Annotated in this window: 11 protein-coding genes and 1 pseudogene; 10 read left to right on the top strand and 2 right to left on the bottom strand. The window is 47.0% G+C overall.

Features of this window, described 5'->3' with window-relative positions; translation table 11 throughout:
• The first annotated feature begins 17 nt into the window (after positions 1–17).
• From AB9N12_RS15125 to AB9N12_RS15115, 3 genes are all read left to right on the top strand, one after another.
• Complete coding sequence (locus tag AB9N12_RS15125; RefSeq protein WP_369892941.1) at positions 18–419, top strand: hypothetical protein; 402 nt, start codon at positions 18–20, stop codon at positions 417–419.
• A 171-nt stretch (positions 420–590) separates the two neighbouring features.
• Positions 591–1,553, top strand: coding sequence for a ComF family protein (locus AB9N12_RS15120; protein ID WP_369892940.1), 963 nt, complete (start codon positions 591–593; stop codon positions 1,551–1,553).
• A gap of 63 nt (positions 1,554–1,616) precedes the next feature.
• On the top strand, positions 1,617–2,234 hold the full coding sequence (locus AB9N12_RS15115; protein ID WP_369892939.1) for a hypothetical protein: 618 nt from the start codon (positions 1,617–1,619) through the stop codon (positions 2,232–2,234).
• A 9-nt stretch (positions 2,235–2,243) separates the two neighbouring features.
• On the opposite strand, the gene AB9N12_RS15110 is transcribed toward AB9N12_RS15115, so the two are convergent.
• Positions 2,244–3,446: a GIY-YIG nuclease family protein gene (locus tag AB9N12_RS15110; RefSeq protein ID WP_369892938.1), complete on the bottom strand. Its 1,203-nt coding sequence runs from the start codon at positions 3,444–3,446 to the stop codon at positions 2,244–2,246.
• 262 nt (positions 3,447–3,708) lie between these two features.
• Here AB9N12_RS15110 and AB9N12_RS15105 point away from each other — a divergent pair, with 262 nt between their 5' ends.
• From AB9N12_RS15105 to AB9N12_RS15085, 5 genes are all read left to right on the top strand, one after another.
• Positions 3,709–4,050 (top strand): helix-turn-helix domain-containing protein, encoded by a 342-nt coding sequence (locus AB9N12_RS15105; protein WP_122296726.1) that lies wholly within the window; start codon positions 3,709–3,711, stop codon positions 4,048–4,050.
• Positions 4,047–4,379 carry a helix-turn-helix domain-containing protein gene (locus tag AB9N12_RS15100; protein WP_369892937.1) on the top strand — a complete coding sequence of 111 codons (333 nt, stop codon included), beginning with the start codon at positions 4,047–4,049 and terminating at the stop codon, positions 4,377–4,379. Before AB9N12_RS15105 ends, AB9N12_RS15100 begins: the two co-directional genes overlap by 4 nt.
• A 123-nt stretch (positions 4,380–4,502) precedes the next feature.
• A complete protein-coding gene (locus tag AB9N12_RS15095) occupies positions 4,503–6,353 on the top strand; it encodes a DUF4099 domain-containing protein (protein WP_369892936.1) in 1,851 nt (616 codons plus the stop codon).
• Positions 6,354–6,357: 4 nt separating this feature from the next.
• Complete coding sequence (locus AB9N12_RS15090) at positions 6,358–6,579, top strand: hypothetical protein (protein ID WP_369892935.1); 222 nt, start codon at positions 6,358–6,360, stop codon at positions 6,577–6,579.
• A gap of 66 nt (positions 6,580–6,645) precedes the next feature.
• Positions 6,646–8,745 carry a DNA topoisomerase gene (locus tag AB9N12_RS15085; RefSeq protein ID WP_369892934.1) on the top strand — a complete coding sequence of 700 codons (2,100 nt, stop codon included), beginning with the start codon at positions 6,646–6,648 and terminating at the stop codon, positions 8,743–8,745.
• Positions 8,746–8,864: 119 nt separating this feature from the next.
• Here the strand turns inward: AB9N12_RS15085 and AB9N12_RS15080 are convergent, their stop codons facing one another.
• A complete protein-coding gene (locus AB9N12_RS15080) occupies positions 8,865–9,143 on the bottom strand; it encodes a hypothetical protein (RefSeq protein WP_195649891.1) in 279 nt (92 codons plus the stop codon).
• 53 nt (positions 9,144–9,196) lie between these two features.
• On the opposite strand from AB9N12_RS15080, the gene AB9N12_RS15075 reads away from it, so the two are divergent.
• On the top strand, positions 9,197–9,637 hold the full coding sequence (locus AB9N12_RS15075) for a DUF1896 family protein (RefSeq protein WP_369892933.1): 441 nt from the start codon (positions 9,197–9,199) through the stop codon (positions 9,635–9,637).
• Positions 9,627–15,189 (top strand): annotated as a pseudogene (locus AB9N12_RS15070) (helicase-related protein). The gene AB9N12_RS15075 and the pseudogene AB9N12_RS15070 overlap by 11 nt, the downstream one beginning before the upstream one ends.
• Positions 15,190–15,201 lie beyond the last annotated feature (12 nt).

Raw genomic sequence — 15,201 nt, 5'->3', positions numbered from 1 at the left:
ATTGTAATATTTGATATATGGAAGAAGGTAAGGTAGTTATAGAGGCAAGAGATTCCGGCAGTGTTCGTATATCTCTTAAGCCTGCCGAGGATGGCAGTATTTGGATGAATATAGCAGAAATTGCGGATATATTTTTTGTTGGCGGTGCTTCTGTGGAGCGTCAGATTAAAAAGATTTTTGTAGAAGGGGATTTACGGGAGTATGCAGTGAAAAAAGAGAAGGCAATCGAATATGCTCCCGGTAAATATGGAAAGTTGGATTATTATAATCTGAATATGATTATAATGCTTGCCTTTCGCATGAGTAGTCCGTTCTGCTCTATGTTCAGGGAATGGATATGTCGGCAACTTACACAGAAAGTCAGTGAACAAAAAATTCCTGTTTTTTTGCAGATTAGTAAGGAACAGAGGGTAAACTGATTGTCACTATAGTTTTAATGCGGCTTAATTTGTTATCGTATGAAGCAGGTTAAGCCGCTTTTTGGTCAATCTCTGTCTGATTGCCATTTCTATATATAAAAGAATATAAAAGAGGATGAATGAATTTTACCTCTGAATGGCAAGTAGCTATCTTTGTGCAAGTTATTGAATTTGAACAAAGAGATTATGGTTGAGGCTTTTGATATGCTTGTCGAATATGATTCGGGAATGGTATTTGAGGATTATAAGGTTCCAATGGGGGATGACCTAAGGAGCTTTGAGGAGTTCTTCTATTTGAAGCGGCAACCATTGGGGGAGTTTGTGATTGTGCTAAAGGAAGGTGGCTTGTTTTATTTCCTTTCAGATCACTTCTGTGATTTTACAGAGGTTTGTAAAAAATATGACTGGTATGTCATTTCACATCAACCATTCAATAAGCAACTTGAAATCGGTATCGGAATGATGAATACCGGAGGATCGGCTGGATGGATCGGACGGGCGGAATCTTCCGAACGGTTGAGTATGTATAAGGATATTCTGGTATTCTCTTATGACTGTGGCGTAGAAACAGATTTTTATCCGTACGATACGACTTTCAATGGGGATTGCGAGATTGACGGAAGTCTCTGTTATTATGTACATGACTATTATCCTACGCGTGTTCAGAAGATAGATGGGCATCAGAAACGTATCAGTAACCTGATATTCAGATTTAAGGAGGGCGGACATTGCGGCATGTTAGTTGCTAAGATAATCTCTCTTTGCATGAAAAATATTTCTTATTGTGATTCTCCTCAACAGACGATTTTAATTCCTATTCCGGCTTCGACACGGGAGCGGCAACGAAAGAGGTTTCCGGTTCTGTGTTATCATTTATCTAAATGGCTGAATGTACGGGATGGATTTCAGACGATATGGATTGAGCAGGAACGGGAACAGATGAAAGGAATATCTCACAAAGAGGTTGTTTCGAGTTTGCGTATCAAAAAGCGGGACGTTCAGGGAATGAATGTGATTTTGTTCGATGATGTGCTGACAAGTGGGCAGAGTTTCCGGCAACTACGACGGAAAATGATGGAACTGGGAGCTAAATCCGTTATTGGGATATTTCTTGGTAAAACGGTTAATCTCTAATGAATATCTACTTGATATGATACAATGAAAAGCTATGGTTTTAAAAACTAATTTTAAAGAGTTATGAATGATTTGAATGACGATTTCAATATTGATAAAATGAGTGAAATACTATTCACTTTTCATAAGGCAATATCTACTTTTAAACAAGCAAATTCTTTATTAAGTAATGATTCACTCAATGAAATAAGGAAAGTAGAAGTACATGCTTTATTATTGGCTACTCGAATTGATGTAACTATATGTTTTAAAAATATTAAGCTGGGAATAAACAAATATGAAGGTTGCTTTTATCTGAATATTGCATTCATGAAAATGTACGAGATTATGGAATCTTTACTCAAAATTATAACTAAAAAAGAGAATCCGTTATATTATAACCCTCATCAAGAATCAAAGGCAGAAATATTGAAGATAGTAAACCGATGGAAAAAGCTATATGGAGATTGGGCTAGGGCTAAACGTAATTATTCAACAGCCCATTATGAACCTGATTTCTTTAGATATATTAATACAGGCTATATGGAAATTAATCCAGCTAAGAACCAAGAATGCTTTCTGTCTTTTTATAAAGCAATGGAGCAAATTCTTGAAAGCATGAATAAATATGATCCTATGGATTCTAAATATGTTCAAATGGATATTGAAAAATATAGAGAACGAGATAATACTATAGTTTAGAAAAAAATGTTATATATCAATATCCTTTGATGTGAAAGATGATGATTTTTTTTGTTTCTTACGTTCATACTTCAAATGATTCATTTCTTTCTTGGTATATTCAATATACTTGCCTTCTTCTATCTTGTACCTTTCAAAAACCTTTTTCATGTGTAGATTTTCATCTACAATAGGGAATCTGCCACCTCTGACTTTTTCTGCCCCATATTCATTGAAATACTTCTCGACAATGGGATTGAGTTCGTCAATAATCTCCAAATAATCTTTGGGGCATATAACGGGAATAACCTCTAATAATCTTATGGGAGTATGGAGTTTACACCATTCGCAACATTTTCCTCTCTCGTACTTTTGCATAAGCGCAGACAAATCACTACTATAACTCACATGGAAGTAGCCATCTTCTAATGCCAGAACATAAACAACCATGACTCTCTCGTTTTCTTTAAGTGGTAAATTATAATCGATTATGGAATTCTTTTCTTCATATTCTTCTATGAGTTTACTGCGCATACTAAAGCCAACAATGGGCTTATAGTCTCTTTTTTTACGCAAGAAGGATTGGATGAGTCCCAGATGGCGTTCTGAATCCCAAAGTGTAAAACTCCCTCCGCGAACATTTTCGTAGCCATGTTCAGCTCCACATTGAAGTACCCATTCATTAATCATGTCTATATTAGGAATGCCGTTTTCAAACACGACTTCCTGATACTTTAATAACCGTATAGGTCTGTTTATCCGAGTCCAGTATGAGGCAGTACCTTTTTCATGCTTTTTGAGGGCGATTTGTAGAGAACGTGAATAACCAACATAATATTTATCATTCTCCAATTCAAGAAGATAAATGAATTGCTCTCTTTTATTAAATGAAATATCCTCAATATCTATATCTGAAAAATATCCATGATGTTGTAGGTTCTTTATAGTTTCGATTTCACCCACATTACACCAAAAACCACCCCTGACCTTCTGCCAACCTTTGGCTTTCATCATTTTTATGGTCTGGTGGTTTTCCCAACGTTCTTCTTCTTCGGGTGACGATACAAGAAAGGATTCTTTTTCAATAACACTGATAGGAGGGTGTAATTTAGTCCATACGGCTCCATTATCATTGAAATGCTCATTGAATCTTCTGTCGGGATCAATAGTTTTCCCTACATAGTAAAAACCATCATCCAGTGCTAATGTATAAATGTATATTAGATAGCTCATTGGTTTTAAGTATAGTCTTTGGCTTCATTTGTATTGCTCTTTTCTTGTATTTTCCGAATAAACAAGAGTGCCTGAATACACATTGATTGCAAATATAGGCAAAGAATTAATATGACCTTGTAATTCTGTACAACAGATTTTTAGTTGAAAGAATCTGATACGGCTATAATACAGAAAAATCTTCCATAGGTCGTTACCTACCTGTGGATGTCCCCCCTTTTCTTTTCTCAATTTTGCGCCATAATCAAAAAAGCGTAAAAGTATGGAAATAATAACATTAGACCATCAGGTATATCAGAATTTGGTAGAAAAGATTAATCGGATTTCCGATTATGTGTTCAAAAAAGAAGTTGCCCCCTTACAAGAGCCGGAAATATGGTTGACAAGTGAAGAACTGGCAGACTTACTTAAAATAAGTACGCGTACTCTTCAACGTATGCGGAAAGAACGGTCGATTCCTTTTTGTATGATACGGAGTAAATGTTTGTATCGACTGTCGGATGTGGAAAAATGTATTGCTCAACGTATTGTAACCTGTAATCCAAAGACGTTGAATGAGTTTAGAAAAGGTTATTGGGCCATACATGAATCTCCTTCTCTATGAGCGCGCTGGATCTGGAAACCTTCGAGGGTTGGATGAAGCGTATCATGGAACGCTTCGACCGGAACGAACAACTGATAGCATCGCTTACGGGCAAGGAGTACAAGGAAGTGAAGTATCTGGACGGTGAACGGTTGCTGGACAATCAGGACTTGTGCGGGCTGCTCAACACGAGCAAACGCTCCATCCAGCGTTACCGGAGTTCGGGCACACTGAAATATCAAATGTTGTGGCACAAGGTGTATTATAAAGAATCGGACGTGGAGGAGTTCCTGAAAACCCATTTCAAGGAGTTCGGGAAGAAAAAGCAAGCGGAGGGAAACGAGGGTTGAAGCCACAAACTTCCATACGGGAGCCACAAGCTGCCACGTGTCCCGCTATCCATTGCCGGATGGCTGATAGCCGCTACTTTCGCCCCGAAATAATTTCATATTCATTAAAAAACAATCAAAAGTATGGCACAAAAAAAGAAAGAGAAGGATGTGCTTGTCGTCCGTGACGAGAAGACAGGCGAGATTGGTGTCGTGTCCGGGCTGAACGGGGACGGCACACCGAAAACGACTCCCGCCACGGGAGCGAACCAACAGAAATTCCTGTCATTCGACAAGAACAGCAACATGCTGGAAAGTTTCTTTGAGAATTTCTACCGCCAGTGCAAGGAACCGAAACGGTTCGGGTTCTACCGTGTAGCCGCCGATAATATCGGTGAGGTGATAGACGTGTTCAAGGATATGCTCAAGGACCAGGTCGCCAACAGGGACTTGTTAGAACCGCACCGCATCGACACGTCAAAGTATGAACAGCAGCCGGAGAAACAGGAGCAGGTGCAGCCGGAAAACTCACCGAAACCGGAGGACGGACAACAGCCGCAAACTGTATCGGAAGAAGTCAAGCCTACCCCCAACGGGCCTGATGACCTCAACCCTTTCTGGCAGGCGGTGGAAGACCATTGGTCTTCTGACGGAAAGGAGACCGAAAAACAAGGGCAGACACAGGAACAGGAGCAAACAAACGGGCGGGCGGATGAACGGAAAAACGAACCGCTGCAGGAAGCGGAGCGGTCATCCGTTCAGAATCATGCCAATACCGAAACGGAACAGACACAAAAGAAGCCCGACGGAAAAACATACCTGATAGATGAAAGCCGTATCAATTGGTCGGAGTTTAAAGTCTTGTACGGCATCAGCCGTCAAGAATTGGAAGCGTCGGGCAATCTAGAAAAAATGCTTAACGGCGGCAAGTCCTCCCTTATGACCGTCTCCCCGATTATTGCCGGGGGACGCTTTGAGATGGAAGCCCGGATTTCGTTCAAGGAAATGTCGGACGGTACGATGGGGCTTGTCCCCCATACCATCCGTAAAGAGCCGAAGCTCGATGAGGAATTTATGGGGGTTATATTTACTCCCGGAGATAAAGAGAACCTGAAAAACAGCGGCAATCTGGGACGTGTCGCCGAGGTCGTGGATAAGGAAACGGGCGAGATTATCCCATCGTACATCAGTATCGACCGGTTGACGAATGAGATAGAAGCCATCCCGGTGAAGGACGTGCCAATCACATCAAGAATCGGGAGGACGGAGTTTTCGGACCATGAAATGAGCGAACTGCGTGCCGGACGTGCCATTCCCAATAAAGAAATCGTCCTGTCGGATACCCGGAAGTTCAAAACCACCTTGCAGGTGAATGTGGAACGCGGCGGCGTGGAGTTCGTGCCCCGCCAAGCGAAACCGAACCAAAGCCAGAACAGAAAGCAGCGTGCCTCCGGACAGAATACCCGGCAGAATGGACAACCTCAACAGCAGCAACAGAACACCCCTCCGCCTGCCACGCAAAATGCACGGCAAAATACACAATCTGCCTCCCAAGCGGACGGGGAGCAGAAACCGAAGGTGTATAATTACAAATGGGTGGACGAGAACGGAAATATCCGTGCGCCAAAGACGATGGGCGGCGTTCCCCTGACACCGGAGCAGCAGAAAATATTTTCGGAAGGGAAAGCCATCCTTGTCAAAGATATGACAAGGGACGGCAAAGGTGAACCCTATACCGCATACGTGAAGTACAACTTTGAAGCGGGCAAACCCAAATATTTCCGTAACAACCCCGATGTATCACAGGCAAGGGAGGTTACACCCGCTTCGGAAAGCCGCACGCAAGTAGCGGTCAATACCGACGGCAAGACCAACGAGGCGACCCAACACCTGCAAAAGCCCCTGCAACAGGGACAGGCGGCTCCGGTTAATGCCGTACAGCAGGAGCAGCAGCAAAAGAAGACTTTAATCAAGCCTAAAGGTGTAAAAATGTAGCGGTATGGCAGACCTGATTTTATATGCCGTACCGGTAGCGGTCATCCTGTGGTTACTGATAAAGGCACTTGCCAAACTGCATGACAGTTTAATCAGGAGGTTACCACCGGCTGACCCGGACAGTGACTACCTCGATGCGGACGGCAACCATATCTATTATGACCGCAAGTTCATAACCCGGCTTGAAAAAGAACGGCAGGAAGCAACCGATAATAATAAGGTATAAAGAAAAACAGAATAATAACAACCGGGGCACAACGCCCCGACCACTAAAATCCAAAGTAAAATTAGTATGAAAACAATTATTGCAGAAAAGCCCAGCGTGGCACGGGAAATTGCCCGTATCGTGGGAGCAACGGAAAAAGAAGACGGTTATCTGAAAGGTAACGGGTATTATGTGACATGGGCTTTCGGGCATCTGGTGATGCCCGCCCTGCCCGAAGGGTACGGCGTGAAAGGTTTCCACCGGGACAACCTGCCGATTATCCCTCCCGTCTTTACACTTGTCCCCCGTCAGGTCAAAGGGGAGAAAGGATACAAACCCGATAGCGGCGTGGTGGCACAAATCAAGGTTATTTCCAAGCTGTTCCGTGAAAGCGACGGCATTATCGTAGCCACCGATGCGGGGCGCGAGGGAGAATTAATCTTCAGATATTTGTACGAATACATCGGATGCGCCACCCCTTTCGACCGCCTCTGGATAAGTTCACTGACCGACAAGGCTATCCGCGAGGGACTGGAAAACCTGAAATGTGGCGCGGAGTACGACAACCTCTATTATGCCGCCAAAGCCCGGAGCGAGGCGGACTGGCTCGTGGGCATTAACGCCACGCAAGCCATCACCGTTGCCGCCGGAAGGGGAACGTATTCCCTCGGACGGGTGCAGACACCCACGCTGGCGATGGTGTGCGAACGCTACCTCGAAAACAAACGCTTTGTCCCCGAACCCGTGTTCCAGATTCATCTATCGACCAATGGAACAACGGGAAATGAAATCGTGAAACTCTCTTCTGCTGAAAAGTGGAAAGACAAGCAGGCAGCCGAAACTGTTTATAACACAGTGAAAGCATGCGAGGCGTTTGCCGTTACGGGTGTTGAGAGAAAGGAAACCATACAGGAAACACCGCTTTTGTTCGATTTGACCGCCCTTCAAAAAGAAGCGAATACCAAGCACGGATTCTCTGCGGAGCAAACATTATCCGTTGCACAAAAGCTCTATGAGGCGAAGTGCATCACGTATCCCCGCACCGGGAGCCGCCATATTCCCGAAGACGTGTTTGCCGAGATACCTGCTTTGCTGTTCACACTGAAATATCATCCCACGTTCGGCAAGTACGCGGCGGCAATGGACACATTGTTCCGCCGGAGCGTGGACGACACGAAGATTACCGACCACCACGCCCTGCTCATCACGGAAGTGAAGCCCAAAAACATCGGGTCGGACGAGCGTATCATCTACGATATGATAGCCGGGCGTATGCTGGAAGCCTTTTCCGGAAAGTGTATCAAAGATGTAACCACCGTTTCGGTAGAGTGTGGCGGCGTGCCGTTCACCGTCAAAGGCTCCGTTATCAGGCAAGCCGGCTGGCGTGCCGTGTATCAGGAGAAAGAAGAAGGAACGGAAGAAATTACACTGCCCGTCTGGAACGAGGGTGATACGCTGCCCGTCAAGGGAAGTTCGCTGACCGAAGGCAAGACAAAGCCGAAACCGTTGCACACGGAGGCGACCTTGCTCTCCGCCATGCAGACCTGCGGTAAGGAAGTGGAGGATGAAGCCCAGCGCGAAGCGATGAAGGATTGCGGTATCGGTACTCCGGCAACACGCGCCTCCATCATCGAAACGCTATTCAAGCGTGAGTATATGGTACGGCAAAAAAAGTTGCTCGTGCCGACGGAAAAAGGGCTTGCACTCTATTCCGTTGTCAAGGAAATGCAGATAGCCAACGTCAGAATGACGGGAGAATGGGAGAATGCGTTGGCACAAATAGAAAACGGCATTTTCCCGTGTGAGAAATTCTGGGAAAAGATAGAGCGGTTCACCGTAGAAATTACAACAGAACTGCTTGCCTCGGATAAACTCTTCTCCCACAAAGAAACGGGGTGTACGTGTCCCAAATGTCAAAAGGGCGTGATGCAGTTCTACGGAAAAGTTGTCCGATGCAGTAACCCGGATTGCGGTCTGCCCGTTTTCCGGCAGAAAGCGGGAAAGACGCTCACAGATGCGGAGATAACAGAGTTGCTGACGAACGGGAAAACGGATGTAATCAAGGGGTTCAACAGCAAGGCGGGCAAGCCGTTCAGCGCCGTTGTCACCTTTGATGCGGATTTCAATACCATATTCGTATTCCCCGACAAGAAAAATAGCGGGAACACCAGGCGAAAAAAGAAATAATGCGTATATTCGCCACTGAGTTCACAGACAAAGGTCATTCATACTACCAGATAGGTGATACTGATTTTACTGTGGATTTTAGTGGTGGCACTCGGCGGGGACGTCGAGTGCCTTTTCCGTTATTTCGATGCCAAAAGTTCTTTAAACTTAGCTAAAATCATTGATAACATCCCAATAATTACAGATTCATAGTCCCAATATCGACTTGAATATCTTTCCTTGATAGATTTAATCTCAAATAATGAAGGATAGTTAGGATCATATTGATATAATAATAATTCAGTATCCATTATTAACTCTTCAATTGAAAGACAGTCATTTGAATATTTTACTTCTGAATACTTTTTCAGAAGTTCAAGGGTGGTATCTGCTTTAGCAATATAATCTTTGGTTTCCATAATTTTTCTGTTTTTGCAAAATTAATAATAAACCCACTAAAATCCATAGAAATATGAACAAGAAAAATCAATCGACCGAGTTTTCTTACTACGGTCTGTACTTACTCAAATACCTCAAAGAAAACCATCCCGACAAGGCGACCGATACCGATTTCATAACTGGGCGTGCCGACCATGCCGCCGACGTGTACGAACAGTCCCGCTTGTCAGGAGCTACGCCCGAAGGGGCGCAGGAGCTGGCAATGGCGGCACTCACCGGAGGGCTTCATTTCTCCAAGTACAACACGATTATCGAAGTGTTGTGGAACGAGTTCGCCGAGGAAGTACCGCCGGGTGAAGCCGCAAAGTTCGCTTTGAAGTTGCAACCGGAACTGGAAGAGGTGTTTGCCCGATACCCGCTTGCGGACGGCTTCGCCTATACATCTGAATACGAACACCTTTATACGGAACTGACGGGAGCCGTCGTAACCTATCTCGAAGCACATGGCGTTTAACCGTAAAGCGAAGCTGCGGGACAACATCGAGGCATTGCGGACGGTATTCACATTGGAAAAAGAGCGCAGGACGGCTACTCCCCAAGAGAGGGAGATGCTCAGCCGTTACTGCGGGTTCGGCGGGTTGAAGTTCATTCTCAACCCTGCCGGTTCCATCATGGATTCCGTACATTGGGCGAAGTCAGACCGCGAGTTGTTCCCCATGACGGTGGAGTTGCACAAGCTTGTCCGTGACAACTCCACCGATGAGAAAGAGTACAAACGCTATATGGACAGTATCAAAAGCTCCGTACTGACAGCGTTTTATACTCCCCCCGAAATCGTATCGGCAATTGCCGATACGCTCCATGAACAAGGTATTATCCCCAATCGCCTGCTTGACCCGTCGGCGGGACAGGGCGTGTTTATCTCCGCTTTCGGCGCCAACGCTCCGCAGGCGGAGGTGATGGCGTTTGACAAGGACCTGCTTACGGGCAAGCTGCTTTCGCACCTCTATCCCGGACACAAGATACGTGCGGAAGGGTTTGAACGGATAGAACGGCCGTTTACCAATTATTTCGATGTGGCTACGTCGAATATTCCGTTCGGCGATATGTCGGTGTTCGACGCGGAATACTCGCGAAGCAAAGAGTACGGGCGGCGTTCCGCCACCAAAGCCATACATAATTATTTCTTCCTGAAAGGGCTGGATGCGGTGCGCGACGGTGGAATTGTGGCGTTTATCACCTCACAAGGGGTGCTGGACGGGCGGGATAACTTCGCCATGCGTGTCCAGATGCTGAAACAAGCCGACCTTGTTTCGGCTGTTCGCCTGCCAAGCAACCTGTTTACCGACAGTGCAAATACGGAAGTGGGGAGTGACTTGATCGTATTGCAGAAGAACATGAAGAAGCAAGGACTTACACCGGAAGACCATCTGCTTGCCTCGACACAGGAATGGCAGGATAGCGGCATCGTCACCAACAGTTATATAAGTTCGCATCCGGAGCGGATTATCCGTACCCGAGAAGCGGTAGATACCAATCTGTATGGAAAGCCTGCCCTTGTCTATACACACGAGGGCGGTGTGCCGGGCATTGCCGCTGATATACGGAAAATCCTCTCCGAAGATTTTGCCAGACGGCTGAATCCGGAATTGTACAACGAAACGGAAGTACAAGATGTACGGCAAAGCGTGCAACAAGCCACACGGCTATCGGTTCAGGAACCTGTAAAGAGTGTTCTTACTCCACAACCGGAACCGATAGCTGAAGCCCCGCGTGAGCAACCCGTACCTGAAGCGACATCGGAACCTCAATCCGTGAAAAAGGAAGAGAAAAAAGAGAAGCCGGAGATTACACCTCCCGTGACGGATTTGTACGACCTGTTCAACTTCACGCAGGAAGAACGGCGGTTAGCCCAGTCCGGTATGGCGAAAAAGCAGCCAGCCAGAACGGACAAGAAAAACAAGCGCAAGCCCTCCATCGGGAAAAAACGGTTCAACCAACCGAATCCGGCAAAAGAAGAAATAAAGCCGCAGGAGCCTGCGGTGCAGGCAGAGCCGGAGATGCCAAGTACAAATCCGGAAGAGGTCTATGCCGCCATCAACTGGGAAACGAACCCGCCCATCAACGGATTCTATGAGGCGATGATGCGTCTCACACCGGATGAGAGGGAACAACTGAGACAGGGAAAAGACATCAGGCGGCAACCAACAGCGGAAACCATTCCCGAACACCACCGGGAAGAACCGGAACGGGAAGAGCAGCAACGGATAGAGGAAGAACTGATAAAACCCCGTCCGCTTATGGGGAAGTTGGAACCGCACCACAAAGAGGGTATGCTGGTTTCCGATGGCAATCAGGTTGGTTATCTGAAAGGTCTTACCCGTTATGGAGCTACCTTCCACCCGTTGGATATGGATAAGGCACAGCAGGAGAAGGCGGAACTTTACATTGCCATGCGTGACAGTTACCAACGCCTGTACACCTTTGAGGCGGAAATGCACCAAGAGAACAAGCCGGAGCGTGAAACCCTGAACACCGCTTACGACACGTTTACGGAGCGGTTCGGCTGCCTGAATGCCAAAGCGAACGTAAAGTTCCTGCTTATGGACACTTCGGGGCGTGATATGCTATCATTGGAGCGTGTGGAAAACGGGCAGTTTATCAAGGCTGATATCTTTGACCATCCGGTGGCCTTCGCGCTGAATGAGGTGACACACGTCGATACACCCGAAGAAGCCTTGTCCGCCTCGCTGAACCGGTACGGGAGGGTGAACCTCGACTACATGGAAACACTTTGCGACAACAGCAGGGAGGAACTCGTCACTCAACTCAAAGGGCGCATCTACTTTAATCCGCTGGCGGACAATTATGAGATTAAAGACCGCTTCATCGCCGGGAACGTGGTGGAAAAGGCGGAACAGATAGAGGTGTGGGCAGCCAATCACCTGCGAGACGAGCGGGTGGACGAGGCACTCGCCGCACTGAAAGAAGCGTTGCCCCGACCGATTACGTTCGACGAGCTGGATTTTAATTTCGGTGAACGCTGGATTCCCACGGGTATCTATACCGCCTATATCAAGCATCTGTTTGAAACGGATGTGAGGATAGCCTACTCGGAGAGTATCGACGAATATTCGGTGAAGTGTGCCGACAAGAATGCAAAAATAAACGACCAGTACGCCGTGCAGGGATATTACCGGAAGTATCGGCAAGGACGAACATGGCAAGGACATCAAGGTAAGGGACAGCGAGGCGATACAGCTTGCCAACGCGAAGATTGACGAGATACGAAACGGTTTCACGGACTGGCTGAACGAGCAGTCGCCCGAATTCCAGCAGCGGTTGGCGGACAGGTACAACCGCAAGTTCAACTGTTTCGTGCGCCCCTCTTACGATGGCTCGCACCAGAACTTTCCGGGCTTGGACTTGAAAGCGCTGGAAAAGAAGTACGAAATCAAGGAGGTTTACCAGAGCCAGAAAGATTGTGTCTGGATGCTCAAACAGAACGGAGGCGGGATATGCGACCATGAAGTAGGAACGGGTAAAACGCTGATAATGAGCCTTGCGGCGCAAGAAATGAAACGTCTGGGACTGGCACATAAACCGATGATAATCGGATTGAAAGCGAATGTTGCCGAGATTGCCGAGTGTTACCGCACGGCATATCCCAACGCCAAAGTCCTCTATGCCACGGAAAAGGATTTCTCACCGCAAAACCGGGTGAGGTTCTTTAACAATATCAAGAACAATGATTGGGATTGTGTCATCATGTCGCACGACCAGTTCGGCAATATACCGCAGCCGACCGATGTGCAGCAGGAGATTTTACAGAAAGAACTGGATTCGGTGGAAGAGAATCTCGATGTTTTGAGGGCGCAGGGCAAGGAAGTATCGAGAGGTATGCTGAAAGGGTTGGAAAAGCGGAAAATAAACCTGAAAGCCAAGTTGGAAAAGGTGGAGCATGCCCTTAAAACCCGCAGGGATGATGTGGTGGATTTCAAGCAGATGGGTATCGATCATCTGTTCATAGACGAGAGCCATGCGTTTAAAAATTTGACCTTCAACACCCGCCATGACCGGGTGGCTGGGTTGGGAAACAGCGAAGGGAGCCAAAAGGCAATAAATATGCTTTTCGCTCTGCGCACCATTCAGGAACGTACCGGCAAGGATTTGGGGGCTACGTTCCTGTCGGGCACTACGATTTCCAATTCGCTGACGGAACTGTATTTATTGTTTAAATATCTCCGTCCGAAAGAGCTGGAACGGCAGAATATCAACTGTTTCGACGCATGGGCGGCGATTTTCGCCAAGAAAACCACCGACTTCGAGTTCTCCGTCACTAATCAGGTGATACAGAAAGAACGTTTCCGCTACTTTATCAAAGTGCCGGAGCTGGCGGCATTCTACAACGAGATTACCGACTACCGCACGGCGGAGGATGTGGGTGTGGACCGACCGGAAAAGAACGAGATACTCCACAACATTCCACCCACACCTATACAGGAAGAGTTTATTGAGAAGCTGATGCGGTTCGCGCAGTCGGGCGATGCCACGGTACTCGGACGATTACCATTGTCGGAAACAGAAGAGAAGGCAAAGATGCTGATTGCCACCGATTATGCCCGTAAGATGGCACTGGATATGCGTATGATAGACCGGGACAAGTATGAAGACCACCCGGATAACAAAGCCTCGCATTGTGCCGCCAAGATTGCGGAATATTATAAAAAGTATGACGCACAGAAAGGGACGCAATTCGTCTTTTCGGATCTGGGGACTTACCAGCCGGGAAAATGGAGCGTGTACAGCGAGATAAAACGCAAACTGGTGGAGGATTACGGTATTCCGGCAAGCGAGGTACGTTTTATTCAGGAGTGCAAGACGGATAAAGCCCGGAAAGCGGTGATTGATGCGATGAATGAAGGGAAAGTGCGAGTGCTGTTCGGTTCCACTTCCATGCTCGGTACGGGCGTGAACGCGCAGAAAAGGGCGGTGGCACTCCATCACCTCGATACACCGTGGCGACCGTCCGACCTCTCCCAACGGGACGGGCGGGCGGTACGTAAAGGTAATGAAGTAGCCAAATTTTTCGCCGGTAACAAGGTGGACGTGATTATCTATGCCGTTGAAAAGTCGCTGGACAGCTACAAGTTCAACCTGCTGCACTGCAAGCAGACCTTTATCAGTCAGTTGAAAAGCGGTGCTATGGGGGCGAGAACGATTGATGAGGGGGCGATGGATGAGAAATCAGGCATGAATTTTTCGGAGTACATGGCTATCCTCTCCGGTAACACCGATCTGTTGGACAAGGCACGCTTGGACAAGAAAGTGGCGGCATTGGAAAGCGAGCGCAAGACGTTCCACAAGGCGAAAAACGGTTCCGCCTTCAAGTTGGAGGGACATACCAAAACGCTGGAAGAGAACAACGAACACATCGCCAAACTGACAGCCGACTACGAGAAATTCACTTCACGGGTGCAGACGGACGAGGACGGCTATTACCGGAATCCGGTACGGCTGGACGGACTGACGGCTACCGATGTAAAAAGTGTCGGGACACGGTTGCAGGAGATTGCCAAGAACGCCACGACAGGCGGCGAATACACCCGTATCGGCGAGCTGTACGGCTTTCCCATTCTGGTAAAGACCGAAAGCTCTATCCGTGAAGGGATGGAAGCGAAACAAAACCGTTTTTTTGTCGGAGGTGAATACAAGTACACTTACAACAACGGGCTGATAGCGATGGCAGACCACAAGGCGGCGGCTACCAATTTCCTCAATGCCTTGGACCGCATACCCAAGCTCATGGAGCAATACAAGTCACAGAATGCGGCGATAGAAAAAGACCTGCCCACGTTGTGGGAGATTGTAGGCGACACGTGGAAGAAGGAAGAAGAACTGAAAGGACTGAAATCGGAGGTGGCGGCGTTGGAACGGAAGATACAGCAGATACTTACACCTCCTGAACAAGCCGCCTCAAAAGAGGTGAAAGAAGAAAGAGAAGATATTGCTTGTCCGCAGATACAAACATTGGTTTCCAAATTAAGAAAAAGTTTTAGTATTTAAAAATAGCGGCTG

Source organism: Bacteroides sp. AN502(2024), from assembly GCF_041227145.1.
Taxonomy (GTDB): Bacteria; Bacteroidota; Bacteroidia; order Bacteroidales; family Bacteroidaceae; genus Bacteroides.
Note: the sequence above shows the minus strand (reverse complement) of the source record. Positions and strands in the feature narration are given on the sequence as shown.